The organism is Micromonospora coxensis (assembly GCF_900090295.1).
Classification (GTDB): Bacteria; Actinomycetota; Actinomycetes; order Mycobacteriales; family Micromonosporaceae; genus Micromonospora; species Micromonospora coxensis.
On sequence record NZ_LT607753.1, the window covers coordinates 6,517,648 to 6,534,269 of the forward strand.

The window sequence follows — 16,622 nt, forward strand, 5'->3', positions numbered from 1 at the left end:
CCGGGGACCGCCCCGTCTCGTCGGGTGATCCGGCTCACGTCCGTCACACCGACGGCACCGGCGGTGTCTGGTGACCGAAGCCGAGCGACGAGGGGGACATCATGGCGGGCAACACCGAGGTGGTCGTGGTCGGCGGCGGTTACGCCGGCGTCATGGCGGCCAACCGGCTGACCCAGCGCGACGACGTGACCGTCACCGTGGTCAATCCGCGCCCGACGTTCGTGGCGCGGCTGCGCCTGCACCAACTGGTCGGCGGATCGCATCCGGCCGTCGTCGACTACCGGGAGGTCCTGGCCGACCGCGTCCGGCTGGTCGTCGACACGGTGACCCGGGTCGACCCGGCCGGACGCCGCGTGATCCTGGCCGACGGCCGCCCGATCGGCTACGACTACCTGGTCTACGCCGCCGGCAGCGGCGACACCGACCGGCGGGTGCCGGGCGCGGCGGAGTTCACCCACCCGATCGCCACCCTGGAGGCGGCGCAGCGGCTGCGGTCGGTCCTCGACACCACGCCGGCGACGGCCCGTCTGACGGTCGTCGGGGCCGGCCCGACCGGCATCGAGACCGCCGCCGAGCTGGCGGAGCAGGGCCGCCCGGTGACCCTGGTCTGCGGAGGCGTGCTGGGCCGGTACCTGCACCCCCGCGCGCGGCGCACCGCGTCCAAGCGGCTCGCCGCGCTCGGCGTCACCGTGATCGAGGGCCCGGACGCGAAGGTCACCGCGGTCACCCGCGAGAGCGTGCGGCTCGGTGACGGCCGCGAGCTGCCCAGCGGGGTCACCGTCTGGACCGCCGGGTTCGCCGTGCCCGACCTCGCCGCGCGCAGCGGACTGCGCACCGACGCCGCGGGTCGCCTGGTCACGGACGAGACGCTGACCAGCGTCGACGACGAGCGCATCGTCGCCGCCGGGGACTGCGCCGCGCCGTCGAACCTGCCGCTGCGGATGAGCGCCTACGTCGCGAGCTGCCTGGGCGCACACGCCGCCGACACGGTGCTGCACCGGATCACCGGCGGGCAGCCCACGCCGGTGAGCGTGCTCTTCACCGCCATGTGCGTCAGTCTCGGTCGCCACAGCGGGGTCTACCAGCTCGCCCGCCGCGACGACACCGCGATGCCGCTGTACGTCAGCGGCCGGGCCGGCGCGAAGCTCAAGGAGATCGCCTGCGACTTCAGCGTCAAGCACCTGGTGGACGAGGCGCGCCGGCCCGGCACCCACACGTGGCTCAGGAACAGCCATCGGCAGCGGCTGCTGCGGGCCGAACAGGCGCGGGTCGCGACCCACCAGTGAACCCGGCCCGACCGGCGTGGTCCTGCGACGACGCCGGACCGGACGCGAAGGAGAACCGTCGACCCATGAGCGACCAGGCCACCGATGCCGCGACCGAGACCTTCCTCGCCCACCGCAACCTGCTCTTCACCGTCGCCTACGAGATGCTCGGATCGGCGGCCGACGCCGAGGACGTCCTGCAGGAGACCTGGCTGCGCTGGGTCAAGGTCCCCTCCCGACAGGTACGCGACCAGCGCGCCTACCTCGTACGGATCACCACCCGACTGTCGCTCAACCGGCTGCGCGCCCTGCGCCGCCGCAAGGAGTCGTACGTCGGTCCCTGGCTGCCCGAGCCGTTGCTCACCACGCCGGACGTGGCCGAGGACGTCGAACTCGCCGAGAGCATGTCGATGGCCCTCATGCTGGTCCTGGAGACCCTGTCACCGACCGAACGCGCCGTCTTCGTCCTGCGTGAGGCCTTCGCCACCAGCTACGACGAGATCGCCGCCGCCATCGGCAAGAGTCCCGCCGCGGTCCGCCAGATCGCCCACCGCGCCCGCCGGCACGTCGACGCCCGCCGACCCCGCCGGACGGTTCCTCCGGGCCAGGCCCGGGCGGTGGTGGAGTCCCTGCGGCGCGCGCTGCGGACCGGAGATCCGCAGCGCCTGCTCGACCTGCTCGCCCCCGACGTCGTCCTGGTCAGCGACGGCGGCGGGGTAAAGCACGCGGCGCTGCGTCCCGTCGTCGGCGCCGACCGGGTGGTCCGCATGTTCCTCGGTGGTCTCGGCAAGCTGGACGGCACCCTCACCGGGGAACCCACCACGGTCAACGGCAGCCCGGCACTGCTCGTCCGGTACCAGGGCGAGATCGACGGCGTCCTGGCCAGCCGGGTCGAGGACGGCCTCATCGCCGGGTTGTACTACGTCCGCAACCCGGAGAAGCTGACCCGCCTCACCGGCGAAACCCCGCTCACCCTGCGCTGACCACCGACCGCGGACCCGGCCGGGCGGACACCCGGCCCGACGGGCGGGCCGGAGTGGCGACTCACCGCTGTGGCGCAGCCGTCCGCTGGTGCGGGGCGGGACATCGGCCGTGGCAAGATCGGCGGGGTGCAGATCGGGATGCTCGGGCCGTTCGAGGTGCGTACGGACGGCGGCGTGGTCGCCGACGTGCCGGGCGCACGGCTGCGCGGACTGCTGGTCGCCCTCGCGCTCGAACCCGGACGCGTGGTGGGCAAGGCGACGCTCGTCGACTGGATCTGGGGCGAACAGCCACCCGCCGACGCGTCGAACGCCCTGCACCGGCTGGTCTCCCGGCTCCGCAAGGCGCTGCCGGACGGCTCGGTCGAGGGGCACCCGGACGGCTACCGGTTGGCGGTGCCACCCGAGGCCGTCGACGCCGTGCGCTTCGAACGCCTCGTCACCGCCGGCCAGGCCCGCAGCGGCGACGATCCACAGCGGCTGGAGCTGCTGCGCGAGGCCCTCGCCCTGTGGCGCGGCGCCGCCCTGCAGGACGTCGCCCTGCCGGACAGCGCGGCGTGCGACGCGGCCGTCACCCGGCTCGAAGGGCTGCGCCTGAGGGCCCTGGAGGACCGGTTCGACGCCGAGGTCGGCCTCGGCCACGGGGCCGAGCTGATCACCGAACTGACCGATCTGGTGGCCGCGCACCCGGTACGGGAACGGCTGGTCGCCGCGCTGATGCGCGCCCTCGTCGCGGCGGGTCGCGGCAACGAGGCGCTGCTGGTGTACGAGCGGACGAGAGCGGCCCTGGCCGACGCGCTGGGCGTCGACCCCGCACCGGAGTTGTCCGCGCTGCACGTCGCGCTGCTGCGGGGCGAGCTGGGCCGGCGGGAGGAGACCCGCAGGACCAACCTGCGCGCCGAGCTGACCAGCTTCGTCGGCCGGGACGCCGAGGTCGCGGTGGTCCGCGAACTCGTCACCGGACATCGGCTGACCACCCTGATCGGGCCGGGTGGTTCGGGCAAGACCAGGCTGGCCACGGAGACCGCGCGTACCCTGCTCGACGACCTGCCGGACGGGGCCTGGCTGGTGGAGCTGGCGGCCATCGGCGCCGACGGTGACGTGGCGCGGTCCACCCTCGCCGGGCTCGGCCTGCGCGACGCCCTGCTCGGCGAGGCGCCGAACACGGAGCTGACCGACCGGATCGTCGCCGCCATCCGCGAACGTGAGGCGCTGCTGATCCTGGACAACTGCGAGCACGTCATCGAGTCGGCGGCGGCCTTCGCCCACCGGCTGCTCGGGGAGTGCCGGCGGCTGCGGATCCTGGCGACGAGCCGGGAACCGCTGGGCATCACCGGCGAGGCGCTGTGGCTGGTCGAGCCGCTGGCCCTGCCGCAGGGCGACGCCGACCCGGGCCAGATCGAGACCTCTCCCGCCGTACGGCTGCTGCGCGACCGGGCGGGCGCGGTGCGCAAGGAGTTGGCGGTCGACGCCGACGCGCTGCCGACGATGGCGCGGATCTGCCGGGCGCTGGACGGGATGCCGCTGGCGATCGAGCTGGCCGCGGCCAGGCTGCGCACCATGTCCGTCGACCAACTCGCCGACGGGCTGCACGACCGGTTCCGTCTGCTGACCGGCGGCAGCCGTACCGCGTTGCCGCGGCACAAGACGCTGCGCGCGGTGGTCGACTGGAGCTGGGAGCTGCTCACCGACGCCGAGCGGACGGTGCTGCGCCGGCTGTCGGTGTTCTCCGGCGGGGCCAGCCTGCCCGCCGCCGAGCGGGTCTGCGCCGGCGACGGGGTCGTCCAGGAGCAGGTGCTGGAACTGCTCACCTCGCTGGCCGAGAAGTCCCTGCTGCTCACCGAGGTCGACGGCGCTCCGCGCTACCGGATGATCGGCACGATCAAGGAGTACGCCCGGCAGCGGCTCGCCGAGGCGGGGGAGTCGGACCGGGCCCGGCACGCGCACCTCGCCTACGTCACCGAACTCGCCGAGACCGCCGAGCCGCACCTGCGCCGTGGCGAGCAGCTACGGTGGCTCGCCACCCTCGGGACCGAACACGACAACATCGCCGCGGCGATGCGCGGCGCGCTCGCCGCCGGCGAGGCCCAGGCGGCGATGCGGCTCGCGGCGGGCGCGGGCTGGTACTGGTGGCTCGGCGGGCACAAGGCCGAGGGCCTCGAACTGGTCATCGCCGCCACGAGGACTCCCGGCGAGGTGACCGACGAGGTCCGCGCCATGGTGTACGCCCTGGTCGTGCTCTTCCTGACCTCCGGGCGGGGCGACGAGCACGACGCGAAGGAGTGGATCCACCAGGCGTACCGGTTCAGCCGGCGCAGCCGCTCCCGCAACCCGGTGCTGGAGCTGGTCGCTCCGCTGGAGCGCATGCTGCGCACGCCGGACGCGCACCTGTCCGCGTTCGAGCCGTTGCTCGACAACGAGGACCCCTGGGTACGCGCGCTGGCCCGGTTCCACCTCGGCAAGATGCGGATCATGCTCGGCCGGGGCGGACGCGACGCCGACCGCCATCTCGAGATGGCGCTGGCCGAGTTCCGGGCGCTCGGCGAACGGTTCGGGATCTCCCTGGCGTTGACCGAGCTGGCGGAACGGCTCGCCACGCGTGGCGAGTTCGCCGACGCGTGCGCGCACTACGAGCAGGCGATCGCGGTGGTCACCGACGTCGGCGCCGTCGAGGACGTCATCCGGATGCGGTCACGACAGGCGCAGCTGTACTGGCTGCTCGGCGACGAGACGTCCAGCGCCGCTGCCCTCGCCGAGGCGCGCCGCTGCGCGGAACGGGTCACCTGGCCGGACGCACTGGTCGAGCTGGCCCTGTCCGGGGCGGAGATCGCCCGCTGGGGCGGCGACGCCGCGCAGGCCCGAGCGCAACTCGACGTCGCGACCACCATCCTGGGCGACGACGCGGAGCGGTCGAACATCCGCGCGGTCACCCACGACCTGCGCGGCTACCTCACCGACGACCTCGACGAGTCCCGCGCGCACCGGACGGCGGCCTACCGGGCGGCGACCGAGGCGGGGGTCGCGCCCCTGATCGCACAGGTGCTCGTCGGGGTCGCCGACCTGGCACTGCGCGGCGACCAGCACGAGCAGGCCGCGCGGCTGCTCGCGGCCAGCGACGGCGTGCGCGGACTGCCGGACCGCTCCCACCCGGACGCGGCCCGCATCGAGCGGGCCACGCGGCGCCACCTCGGCGACGTACGGTTCGCCGAGGCGACCGAGCAGGGTACGCGGACGGACTGGACGCACCTGGTCGCGGTCACCCTCGCCCCCTGACACCGACCGGAGTCCGTGCCCGGGGAGCAGGAGCCGGCTGCGGTGACGGGGCTCAGGGCCGACCTGCCGCGGGCCGGATGACGATGTCGCCGTACCGGGTGCGGGCCCGGACGGTGACCTCGCTGTCCGACCCGTCGGGGGTCTCCCGCGACGCCCGACAGTCGCGTACCGACCCGCGCCTGCTGTGGGCGTCCACCCGGGCGGCGGCGCCCTCGCTGATTCCCACACAGTCGACCGTCGGCGAAGTCGACCTTGGTCTTCTCGGCCACCCTGACGTTCGCCGGGTTCGCGGTGTCGACGGGTGCGACCCGTACGACGGTGTCGGTCCGGTCGCCGGCGGTGACCCGTACCCGGGCCCCGGCGACCTGCACGGTGGCGGCGATGGGCCCTGGCGTGACGAATGTGGGCATGATGGTCCTCCGGTCTGGCGCGGTGATGGGTGATGGTCGGTGACGCGGCGGGCCCGCTCGTCGGCCCCGTGTCGGGTCCGTCGGCAGCCGGCGAGCGGGCCGCGTCGACTCGTCGATCTCGGCTGCGGGGTCACCGCGTTCACGGCCCCCGCCACGGCGTCGTGCGGGAGGTCAGGCCCGCTTCTCGAAGGTGGACCGCGCCCAGAGGTATCCGACGGCGGCGATGCCGACGCACCAGGCGATGGCGGCGATCGTGTCGTTGGAGGACGGCGCCCCGGCCAGCAGCCCACGCAGCGTCTCGATGATCGGCGTGAAGGGCTGGTACTCGGCGAACTGCCGCACGCCCGGCCCCATCTTCTCCGCCGGCACGATGGCGCTGCTGAAGAACGGCAGCATGACCAACGGCACGGCGGCCAGACCCGCCGTCTCCGGGGACTTCGCCGCCAGTCCCAGGGCGACCGTGAGCCAGCCGGCCGCGAGACCGAGCAGGACGACGAGGCCGACCACGCCGAGCCAGTCGAGGAGACCCGCCGCCGGGCTGAAGCCCAGCAGGAAGGCCACCCCGATCAGGGCCGCGATGGCGACCACGTTTGTCAACACACTGGTGACGACGTGCCCGGTCAGCACCGCGCCACGGGAGACGTGCATGACTTTGAACCGGTTGATGATGCCCTTCGTCATGTCGGAGTTCACCGCCGTCGCGGTCGCTCCCAGCCCGTAACAGACGGCCAGCAGCACCAGTCCAGGCGTCGCGTAGTCGATGTAGTCGACGCCGACGTCGAAGGCGTCGCCGAACACGTAGACGAACATCAACATGATCACGATCGGCATCAGGACCGAGTTGAACACCGAGGTCGGGTTCCGGGCCACGTGCCGGAAGTTGCGGCGCAACATCACCATCGTGTGGGATCTGGTGCTCATTTCGCTGCCACCTCCGTGGTGTGGCCCGTCAGGGCGAGGAAGACGTCGTCGAGGTCCGGCGTGTGCACGGAGAACTCCTCGGCGCTGAGCGCGTGCTCGTCGAGCCGGTCCAGCAGCGCCCGCAGCGAGGTCGTCCCGCCGTCGCTGGGCACCCGCAGGGTCAGGGCCTCGGCGTCGCGTGTGTGGTCGGTGAAGAGTCGTGCCGCCGCGTCGAGCTGGGTGACGGTGGCGAACCTGAGCCGGACGTGGGTGCCGGGGATCCGGCGCTTCAGCTCGTCGGGGGTGCCCTGCGCGACCAGACGGCCCCGGTCGAGCACCGCGACCCGGTCGGCGAGCTGATCGGCTTCCTCGAGGTACTGGGTGGTGAGGAAGATGGTCACGCCGTCGGCCACCAGGTCCCGCACGATCGACCACATGGTGCGGCGACTGCGCGGGTCCAGCCCCGTCGTCGGCTCGTCCAGGAAGATGATCCGCGGGTTGCCGATCAGCGTCATCGCCAGGTCGAGCTTGCGACGCATCCCCCCGGAGTACGTCGCCACCATCTTCTGCGCCGACTGCGCCAGGTCGAACCGCTCCAGCAGTTCCGTGCCGACCCGCCTGCCCTCGTCGGCGCGCAGACCCTTCAGGTCCGCCATCAGCTGCAGGTTCTCCTGGCCCGTCAGCAGCTCGTCGACCGCGGCGAACTGGCCGGTGACCCCGATGGCCGCCCGCACCGCCCTGGTCTCGGTCGCCAGATCGTGCCCGGCGAGGCGGGCGGTCCCACCGTCGGGCCTCATCAACGTGGTCAGCAGGTTCACCGTCGTGGTCTTGCCCGCCCCGTTCGGGCCGAGCAGGGAGAAGACCGTGCCCTCACGGACCTCCAGATCGATACCGTCGAGGACGACCTTGTCCCCGAAGGCCTTGCGCAGCCCGGAGGCGGCAATCGCTGTGCGTGTCATGCCACCACGATCGGCAGCCGGCCTGACACCCACCTGACACGCCCCTGACACGGGCGCTGACACGGCTACGAGTCGACGTTGAGGTCAGGGTCGCAATGCAGACCGGTCACGGTGGCTGTCCCGCTCGAATATTCCGAGGTGCACCTCATCATGGCGGTGAGAGAGGTCGGTCATCCTTGGAAGTCGTCCGACAGCAGATGGTCGACGGCCCTGTTCACGGAGTCCCGGACGCTCGTACCCACGTCACCCAGCAGGGCCAAGGGTGACGCCGGGCGATCGCCGTCAGGGAGATCGGCCATCGCTCTCTCTGCGAGGAGCACCAAACCGCGGGCGGCAAGCTCCCTCGGATGGATCTTCACCGCAACTTCAGCGTATCGCAGCGCCTCGCGTGGCCGGCCCAGGTCGACAAGCCACCCTGCCAGTGCCCCGAGGTAGAAGAGGTTGAGCGAGCGGAGCATGGCCATCTGCATCGCGACGACGGCGTCCTCGACCAAGTCCTCCCCATGGAGCAGGATCGCCAGGTTCGACCAGGCGACACTCGACTGGGGAATCATCCGCGCGCTCCGTGCGAACAGTTGTAGCGCCTCAGCCCGGCGTCCGGCGGCCAGCGAGACGCGCGCCCGCTCTCCGGTGAGTGCGCCTTGCCAGACGTCGTCCGCGTCGGCCATGCGCTCGGCCAGCCAGTCGAGGTGCTCCTCCGCCTCTTGCCAGCGCCTCTGGTCGTTCAATGCCCGGACCATCAGGTACCGGGTGTGCTCATCGTCGCTGATCTCCGGCCGCCGCGCTGTGCTCCGGTTGTAGGAGTCGATCGCGTCGTCGGCAAATCCGAGGTTGACCAAGCCGCGGATCGCCTCTCGGATGGTGCTCACGTCGGGACCGGACGGTTCGTGTGCCGGCAGTGAGACGCGCAGCGGCGCGGCCACGGCGCGGACGACCCGGCCGATCTCGACGGGATCCGGGCGCTCATGCGGGCGTTTTGCCAGGCACCGATGGATCAGAGCGGCCAGATCAGCAGGCACGTGGGGGCTGAGCGTGCTCAGTGGCAGCGGTGTGCCGTACCGATGCTGGAGCCGGTAGTCCACGGTGTTGTCCGGCACACCGTACGGCGGGATGCCAGACAGCATCTCAAAGAGCACGCAACCCAGCGCGTAGATGTCACTTGCCGGCACGGCGGGGCCGTCGACCTGCTCCGGCGCCATGTAGAGGGGTGTTCCGGCGCCCGCGTCGTCGTCATCGGTGAGATCACCGGAGGGCCGTGCCAGCAAGGCCCTGGCCAACCCGAGGTCGGTTATCTTTGCGGCTGACACATCATCCAGCAGGATGTTCTCTGGCTTCAGATCCGCGTGCACGAAGTCGGGCAGCTGCGCGCGGGCGTACCTGAGCCCCTGGGTCACCTCCCACGCCAGCCGCAGCGTCCGCTCGACGCCGAGTGGCCCACCTCGCAGGGCCTCCCGCAGCGAGCCGGGCACGTACTCCAGCACCAGCATCGGTGGTTCGTGCGGTGCCTTGTGAGCCGAGATCGCGGTGACGATGTTGGGATGCCGTCCCAGTTGCAGCCAGAGGAAGCACTCCCGCATGAAGCGGGCGACGTCATCCTCCGTGGAGAACAACTGGGGGCGAAGCCGTTTGACCGCGACGACTCCGTCGTCGTGAACGGTGCTCCTGCACAGGTAGACGAGCGACATTCCGCCGGCCAACACCCGTTCCGGGGTCAGCCCGGTCAGGCGGACCCGAGGGTTGTTCTCGGGCCGCTCCTGCGGCGCCTCAGGTGAGAGTGCCATCATCGGCGATACCGGCCGGACCGGGCGGGCTGGGCACGCTGTAGAACGACTTGCCGAACTCCCAGTGCGCCAGGACCTGGTCCTCGGCCTCGATCTGACGGGCGAGATTTCCCAGGCTGCCCCGGAGGACCCGCGCGATGTTCTGTAGCTCCACTACGCTCACATCGTCCTGTTTGGAGCGCTGCACGATGAGATCTGCGGCGCCGAGGCAGGAGGACGTTGTCGCGAGCGCCATGCGCAGCCGCTCTTGTTGGGCCGCCACCCGGCTGCGCTCGGTCGCCGCCTTCCGGCGCTGTTCGACGTACACCCATACGGCGAAGGCGGCTGAGGCGAAGCCGACGATCGCGGCCAACACGTTCAACACGTCCACCTGGTTCTGCCGCTCCTCACCTAGCTCATGCGGTGCCGGATTCGGGTTTGTGACGCAGCCACAAAGCTTTCACGATCGGCACACTGCGCCGCTCGGATGGTCATCATTACGACAGCAGCAGGACCCCGAGGGGCTGAGCGGGGCGTCGTGGTGCAACGACGGATCGGACATGGCGCAGGCGCAGGCGCCGGGCGACGCTCGTTCGGGTCGGAACCCGGGAGGTGGGCCGCGCCCTTGCCTGCGGGGCGACGCGTCGGGATGTGAGGATCCGCACGTGCCGAGATAGCGGTGTCCAGCCAGATGTTGCCGCGGCAGGTGGTGGTCATCCGGCGTGCACGCCGGTCAACACTCGCATGGCACGGTGCTCCCGGTCGGCGAGGTCGGTGAGGACCGCCGAGGCGCGGGTCAGCCGGTCCGGGTCGCCGGTCTCTCCGGCGGCCGTGATGTGGCCGGCGACCTCGGTCCACAGCGGGGCGATCTCGGCGTACATCCGGTGCCCGAGGCGGAGGTTGTCGTCGTCGACGATCGTGGCGCACTCGGCGAGGAAGTCGCGGTACATGGCGCGGAACAGGGCGCCGCCGGTCCCGCCGTGCTCCATCAGCGACGCGGCCAGCGGGAGGTCGCGTGCCGGGTCGGCGGCGCGCTCCAGCCACCGCGTCACCTGGCGGGCCGCCTTGCCGATGCCCCGGTGGCCGAGGTTGGCGATGGGCGGGTTCAGGAAGGCGTGCGCGGTGTGCCGGACGGCTGTCCGGATCGGGCCGTCCAGGCCGGGCCTCTCGGCGGGGCCGACGAGGGTGTACGACAGGTTGCGGGCCGTCATCGGTCCGCGTTCGGCGCGGGCTCGTGCCAGGCTCGGCAGGGTGGTCGACACGGCGCCGCCCTGCTGGGCGGTGTCGATCAGGTAGGCGTGGGTGTCGTCGTAGCCGTACATCGCGACGAAGTGGCCCCCGAAGTGGACCTTCGTGGTGAAGTAGTCCAGGTGGTAGGAGTCGAGCTGGAGACCGACCGGCCGTCCGGCGGTCAGGGCGGTGGTGACGTTCTGCCATGCCCGGCGGGGCGAGGCGGTCTCCTGGACGTGCAGGGTCAGGCCCAGCCGCTCGGCCACCGTCCGGGTGATCGTGGCCGGCCTGGTACGGCCGCCGAGGAACGGAAAGTCCATGTTCTTGGCGTCCCAGTAGACGAAGCTCAACCCTTCGCCGAGGCCGAACAGCATGGGCTCGGACAGGTCGACGCCCTCGTGGCGCAGCAGGGCGCCGAGCGTGGTGGTCTCGCAGTGTCGTCCGCCGGGGAACGCCACCTTCTCGATGATCATCTGACTTCCTCGTCTGTTGGTCGGGCCGGGCCGGACCGGGGCCGGACCGGCCAGGCGATCTCCGTACGGAGCGCGGCCGCAGGTACGCCGGACGCGGGCGCGACGAGGTAGCGCTCCTCGGCCGGGCCCGCCAGCACCCGGTCCTGCTCGGCGATCCACCGCCCCAGTGACCGGTAGGCGGTGTCGATGGCGTCGTAGCCACCCTCGTGCACGGTCGCGGCGAGCAGGCAGGCCGGCAGCTCCCCGGCCGCGACCGTCGCGGTCGTGCGGGGCGCTCGCGCCACGGGCACGAACAGCTCGACCTCCACCTCCGCCGCGTCGAGGTCGTCGCCGAGGTAACGGGTCCCGGCCGGCCCCGCCGGGGCGATCCCCTGCTCGGCGAGGCCGGCGAACAGCCGCGCGAACCCGGGCGCCAGCACCTCGCCCAGCCCGCTCAGCGGGGTACGCACCAGCATGCGGGCGGTGGGCTGGGCGGCGCGCCACCGTTCGTACACCTCCAGCCAGCCCGACATCCGCCCCGGCTCGGCCAGCACCACCTCCAGCCGTCCGGCGATCTCGTCGAGCCGGGCCGCCCGTGCGGCCACCCGTTCCCGGTGCCGCGCGATGACCGCGCCGGCCTGCTCCGGGCTGTCGGCCGCCAGGATCTCGGCGATCTCGGGCAACGGCACCTCCAACTCTCGCAGCCGTCGGACCAGCCCCGCTCGCGGAAACTGGTCGACGCTGTACCGGCGGTAGCCGGTGTCCGGATCGACGCTCGCCGGGACGAGCAGACCCAGCCGGTCGTAGTTACGCAGCACCCGTACGGACAACCGGGTCGCTCGCGCGAACACCCCGATCGGCATGAAGTCCGTCACCGACACCTCCGACAGCCTCGACCCTCCCCTCGGGGGAGAGTCAACCCGGCCCGGTCCCCGCGGCACCGGCCACGGAACGAATCATGGCGCACCGAGTCCGGTGAGCCAGGCGCCGACCGCGCGTGCTCCCGGCGACCCCGTCCGGCTCATCGGCCGATGTCGTGGTCGCCGGCCTTGACCAGGCCGCTCTCGTACGCGAAGACGACGACCTGGGTGCGGTCGCGCAGGCCGAGCTTGGTGAGGATGCTCGACACGTGCGACTTGACGGTCGCGGGTCCGATGAAGAGCTGTCGGGCGATCTCGGTGTTGCTGGCTCCCCGGGCGACGGCGACCATCACATCGCGCTCCCGGTCGGTGAGTCGCTCCAGCCGACGCGAGACGGCCGGGGCGACGGTGTGGTGCTCGGTGAACCGGCCGATGAGCCGCCGGGTGATCGACGGCGCCAGCAACGCCCCGCCGTCGGCCACGGTGCGCACGGCGGTGGCGAGTTGGTCGGCGGGGATGTCCTTGAGCACGAAGGCGCTCGCACCGGCGCGTAACGCCTGGTAGACGTACTCGTCCGGGTCGAACGTGGTCAAGATCAGCACCCGTACGTCCCAGTCGGCCTCGGCCAGGATCCTGGAGGTCGCCTCCAGGCCGTCCATCTCCGGCATCCGGATGTCCATCAGGATCACGTCCGGACGATGCCGGCGGGCCGCCTCGATCGCCTCGACTCCGGTCCCGGCCTCGGCCACGACGGTGATGTCGCGGTGGACCCGCAGGACCATCGCGAAGCCCCCGCGCACCAGCGCCTGATCGTCGACGACGAGCACCCGGATGCTCACGTCGGCTCACCGGTGATCGGCAGCCGGGCCCGTACCCGGAACCCGCCTTCCGCCCGCGGCCCCACCTCGAGGCTGCCGCCCAGCAGCAGTGCCCGTTCACGCATCCCGACGATGCCGTGGCCGGTGGCCGAGGCGCCCTCCGGCTCGGACCCGAGCGTGCTGCCGCGACCGTCGTCGCGTACCTCGATGACGAGCGCGGCCGGCTCGGCGCGCAGCCGGACCTCGGCGCGGGCGCCGGGACCGACGTGCTTGAGCACGTTGGTCAGCGCCTCCTGGACGATGCGGTACGCGGACAGCTCGGTGCGGGCCGCGAGCCTCTCCGGCAGCGCGTCCGTCACCAGCGTGACGTCGACACCCGCACGGCGGATCTGCTCGACGAGGCGGGGGAGACCCGTGAGTCCGGGCTGAGGGCCCAGGCCGTCGCTGTCGCTCTCCGGGCGCAGCACGCCGAGCAGATGACGCAGCTCGTCGAGCGCCTGACGTCCCGCTTCCTCCACCGCTCCCATCGCTTCGTGGGCAGCCTGCGGGTCCTCGGCCGCGACCGCCCTGGCCGCGCTGGCCTGCACGGTCATCAGACTCACCCGGTGGGCGACCACGTCGTGCAGCTCCCGCGCGATGCGCGACCGCTCCTCGGTGACGATCCGGCGGGACTCGGCCTGCTGGTCCCGCAGCAGTTGAGCGGCGCGTTCCTGGCGCAGCCGCAGGCGACGCCCGACATACCAGGCCCCCACCATCACGACGCCGCCGGTGACGACCTCGCCCACCGGGGTGGGGCGGGTGAGGCCGTCGACGACGACCAGGGCGACGGCCGCGGCAAGGCCCAGGTGGTTCCACCGGTCGGGGGCGCGGTACCGCCCGACGCCGTACAGGGCGACGATCGCCACCCCGCCCAGGTCCGCATAGCCGGTTCCGAGCGTCGTCGTCCAGGCGAGCACCGCCACGCCCAGCACCAGCGTGGGCGCCCGCCGGCGCCAGTACAACGCCGCGCCGGCCAGGGCGAAGATCAGGAGAGCGGGAACCGGGACGTCGCCGACACCTCGGACGGCGATCGTGTCGCCGGGGCCGTCCACCAGGAACACCGTCGCGAGGCAGACCAGCACCGCGAGGACGCCGTCGGCGACGCGCGGCCAGCGCGCGAACGGGCCCCGGAACCCCTTGGAGGTGCTTCCGGGCGCCGTACGGAAGGGCAGTTTCGCACGGCTCGCCGGCACTGCGTCAGCGGACACCGGCTCACCGTACGGGAGGGCCGACGTCGTGGTCACCCGCCGTCGGACGCATCCCGGCCTCCGCCGCGAGGCGGAGGCCGGTGGCGGATCCGCCCGCCAGGAACCCGCCCCACGGGGGATCACCGCACCCTCTGCGGGCGGGCGACAGCACCGGGTGCCGACGCGCACAGTCGACAACCACGGCGCGGTACCCGATGAGCGGGCGCCGCCTGTCGCACAGGAGCGCTGCCATGAATCAGCTCGTCCGCCGCGTCGGTGACGCGAGCGCCCGTAGACCGAGGCTCACGATCGCCGTCTGGGGGCTGCTCACCGCAATCGTCCTGGCCTTGGCCGGTACGCTCGGCGGTCCGTTCGTCGACGACCTCGTCGCTCCCGGCAGTCAGAGCGAGAAGGCCGTGGAACTGCTCGAGGAACGCTTTCCCGACGCGTCGCGCGGCAGCGCCATGGCGGTGTTCGCCGTACCGGCGGGACAGCGCCTCGAACAGCACCGACCCGCCGTCGACGCCGCGGTCGCCCGGATCGCCGACCGTGCGCACGTCACCGCGGTGGCCGATCCCTTCACCACCGGCGCGGTGTCCCCGGACGGACGCATCGGCTACGCCGTGATCACCTTCGACAGGTCGGCGGCGGAGGTCGACCCGCAGACACTCGCCGCGATCGTCGACGCGATGGGCCCGGCCCGGGACGCCGGCGTCGTGGCGGAGCTGGGTGGCGACGCCGCGTTCATCAACGCCGAGACCCAGACGTCCGGCGCGGAGCTGGCCGGCCTGCTGGCCGCGCTGGTCGTCCTGGTCGTGGCGTTCGGTACGGTCGTGGCCGCACTCGTCCCGGTCCTGCTGGCCCTGGTGGCGGTCGCCACCGGCATGGGCGCCATCGTGCTGCTGACCGGTGTCATGGACGTCTCCACCGCGGCGCCGACGATCGCCGCGATGATCGGGCTCGGTGTGGGTATCGACTACGCCCTGTTCATCGTGGCCCGCTACCGCGAGAACCGGGCCGCCGGCCAGGAGAACCGCCTCGCGCTCTCCGACGCCATGGGCTCGTCGGGCACCGCCGTCCTGTTCGCCGGCGGCACCGTCGTCGTCGCCATGGCCGCCCTCACCCTGACCGGGGTGGGTTTCCTCGCCTCGATCGGCCTCGGCACGTCGCTGGTGGTGCTGTTCGCCGTGGCGACCGCCCTCACCCTGCTGCCGGCGTTGCTGTCCCTGCTCGGCGAACGTATCGACGCGGGACGGCTCGGACGGCGCCGCCGGGCGACCAGGCCGGTCCAGGACACGGTGTGGTGGCGCTTCGCCCATCGCGTCTCCCGCCGGCCATGGCCCTATCTGGCCGTGGCCGCCACCGCGCTGCTCGTGCTCGCCGCCCCGGCGCTGCAGATGCAGACGGGTTTCCCGGACGCCGGCGACGACTCGACCGGCACCACCCACCGCCGCGCCTACGACCTGCTGGCAGCGGGCTTCGGCCCCGGTGTCAACGCCCCGCTGCTGCTCGTCGCCGACCTGCGCGCCCCGGGCGTCGACCTCGAGACCATCCCGGAACTCTCCCGGCGCGTCGCCGCCGACCCGGGCATCGCCACGGTCGGCGAGCCGCGGATCTCCCCGGCCGGGGACACGGCCGTGCTGCCCGTGCTGCCCACCACCGCGCCATCCGACGCCGCCACGGCCGACACCCTCGCCCGGGTGCGTGACCTCGTCCCCGGCAATGTCGCGGTGTCGGGCCTGACCGCCGTGACCGACGACCTCACCCGTCAGCTCGCCGACACCCTGCCGATCTTCGTCACCGTGATCCTGGCCGCGTCGTTCCTGCTGCTGATGGTGGTGTTCCGCTCCATCGCGGTGCCGCTGAAGGCCGTCACGGTGAACCTGCTGTCGATCGGTGGCGCGTACGGTGTCGTGGTCGCCGTCTTCCAGTGGGGCTGGTTCAGCGACCTCTTCCGGCTCGACGGGACCTATCTGATCGTCTCCCCGATGCCCACGATCTTCTTCGCGGTGCTCTTCGGCCTGTCCATCGACTACGAGGTGTTCCTGCTCTCGCGCATCCGCGAGGAGTACGACGCCACCGGCGACAACACCCGGTCGGTGGCGCGCGGCATGGCGGGCACCGGGCGGGTGATCACCTCCGCTGCGCTGATCATGACGGTGGTGTTCCTCAGCTTCGTCGCCAGTCCCTCCCCGCTGACCAAGATGATGGGCCTCGGACTGGCCGCGGCGATCGTGCTCGACGCGACGATCGTCCGGATGGTGCTGGTCCCGGCGACCATGGCGCTGCTGGGCAACGCGAACTGGTGGCTTCCCCGCTGGCTCGACCGGCGACTGCCGCACGTGAGCGCGGACCGCGTCGACCTCCCACCGCCACCCGGGCCCTCGTCACCTGACTCACCCGTGGCTGCCGCTTCGATGCACGTTCCCGGGTAGTGGTCCGGGTGAGTCCGCCGGGTCGCCGGTGAGGTGGCCCGGCGACCGCGTCGC

Annotated in this window: 13 protein-coding genes; 4 read left to right on the forward strand and 9 right to left on the reverse strand. The window is 72.4% G+C overall.

Translation table 11 applies throughout. The features are described from left to right. The first annotated feature begins 101 nt into the window (after positions 1-101). The 3 genes from GA0070614_RS28905 to GA0070614_RS28915 all read left to right on the forward strand — a co-directional run bounded on the left by GA0070614_RS28905 (position 102) and on the right by GA0070614_RS28915 (position 5,518). On the forward strand, positions 102-1,286 hold the full coding sequence (locus tag GA0070614_RS28905; RefSeq protein WP_088978912.1) for an NAD(P)/FAD-dependent oxidoreductase: 1,185 nt from the start codon (positions 102-104) through the stop codon (positions 1,284-1,286). 65 nt (positions 1,287-1,351) lie between these two features. Further along, complete coding sequence (locus GA0070614_RS28910; protein ID WP_088978913.1) at positions 1,352-2,248, forward strand: RNA polymerase sigma-70 factor; 897 nt, start codon at positions 1,352-1,354, stop codon at positions 2,246-2,248. A 126-nt stretch (positions 2,249-2,374) separates the two neighbouring features. Further along, complete coding sequence (locus GA0070614_RS28915; RefSeq protein ID WP_088979731.1) at positions 2,375-5,518, forward strand: BTAD domain-containing putative transcriptional regulator; 3,144 nt, start codon at positions 2,375-2,377, stop codon at positions 5,516-5,518. 52 nt (positions 5,519-5,570) lie between these two features. Here GA0070614_RS28915 and GA0070614_RS30415 read toward each other — a convergent pair whose 3' ends face one another. From GA0070614_RS30415 to GA0070614_RS28960, 9 genes are all read right to left on the reverse strand, one after another. Further along, positions 5,571-5,744 (reverse strand): hypothetical protein, encoded by a 174-nt coding sequence (locus tag GA0070614_RS30415; RefSeq protein WP_157745118.1) that lies wholly within the window; start codon positions 5,742-5,744, stop codon positions 5,571-5,573. Positions 5,745-6,099: 355 nt separating this feature from the next. Next, complete coding sequence (locus GA0070614_RS28925; protein ID WP_088978914.1) at positions 6,100-6,849, reverse strand: ABC transporter permease; 750 nt, start codon at positions 6,847-6,849, stop codon at positions 6,100-6,102. Then, the gene (locus tag GA0070614_RS28930; protein WP_088978915.1) at positions 6,846-7,787 is read right to left on the reverse strand and encodes an ATP-binding cassette domain-containing protein; all 942 of its coding nucleotides are present in this window, start codon (positions 7,785-7,787) and stop codon (positions 6,846-6,848) included. The genes GA0070614_RS28925 and GA0070614_RS28930 overlap by 4 nt, the downstream gene beginning before the upstream one ends. Before the next feature lie 170 nt (positions 7,788-7,957). Next, entirely contained in the window at positions 7,958-9,571 is a 1,614-nt protein-coding gene (locus GA0070614_RS28935; protein WP_088978916.1) for a protein kinase domain-containing protein, read from the reverse strand. Continuing rightward, a complete protein-coding gene (locus GA0070614_RS28940) occupies positions 9,552-9,938 on the reverse strand; it encodes a hypothetical protein (protein WP_088978917.1) in 387 nt (128 codons plus the stop codon). The genes GA0070614_RS28935 and GA0070614_RS28940 overlap by 20 nt, the downstream gene beginning before the upstream one ends. 322 nt (positions 9,939-10,260) lie before the next feature. Continuing rightward, entirely contained in the window at positions 10,261-11,250 is a 990-nt protein-coding gene (locus tag GA0070614_RS28945; protein ID WP_088978918.1) for a BtrH N-terminal domain-containing protein, read from the reverse strand. Next, complete coding sequence (locus tag GA0070614_RS28950) at positions 11,247-12,104, reverse strand: MerR family transcriptional regulator (protein ID WP_088979732.1); 858 nt, start codon at positions 12,102-12,104, stop codon at positions 11,247-11,249. Before GA0070614_RS28950 ends, GA0070614_RS28945 begins: the two co-directional genes overlap by 4 nt. Positions 12,105-12,250: 146 nt before the next feature. Continuing rightward, the gene (locus tag GA0070614_RS28955; RefSeq protein ID WP_088978919.1) at positions 12,251-12,928 is read right to left on the reverse strand and encodes a response regulator; all 678 of its coding nucleotides are present in this window, start codon (positions 12,926-12,928) and stop codon (positions 12,251-12,253) included. After that, entirely contained in the window at positions 12,925-14,154 is a 1,230-nt protein-coding gene (locus GA0070614_RS28960; protein ID WP_197701364.1) for a sensor histidine kinase, read from the reverse strand. Before GA0070614_RS28960 ends, GA0070614_RS28955 begins: the two co-directional genes overlap by 4 nt. A 230-nt stretch (positions 14,155-14,384) precedes the next feature. Here GA0070614_RS28960 and GA0070614_RS28965 point away from each other — a divergent pair, with 230 nt between their 5' ends. After that, a complete protein-coding gene (locus GA0070614_RS28965) occupies positions 14,385-16,568 on the forward strand; it encodes an MMPL family transporter (protein WP_088978920.1) in 2,184 nt (727 codons plus the stop codon). Positions 16,569-16,622: the final 54 nt, after the last annotated feature.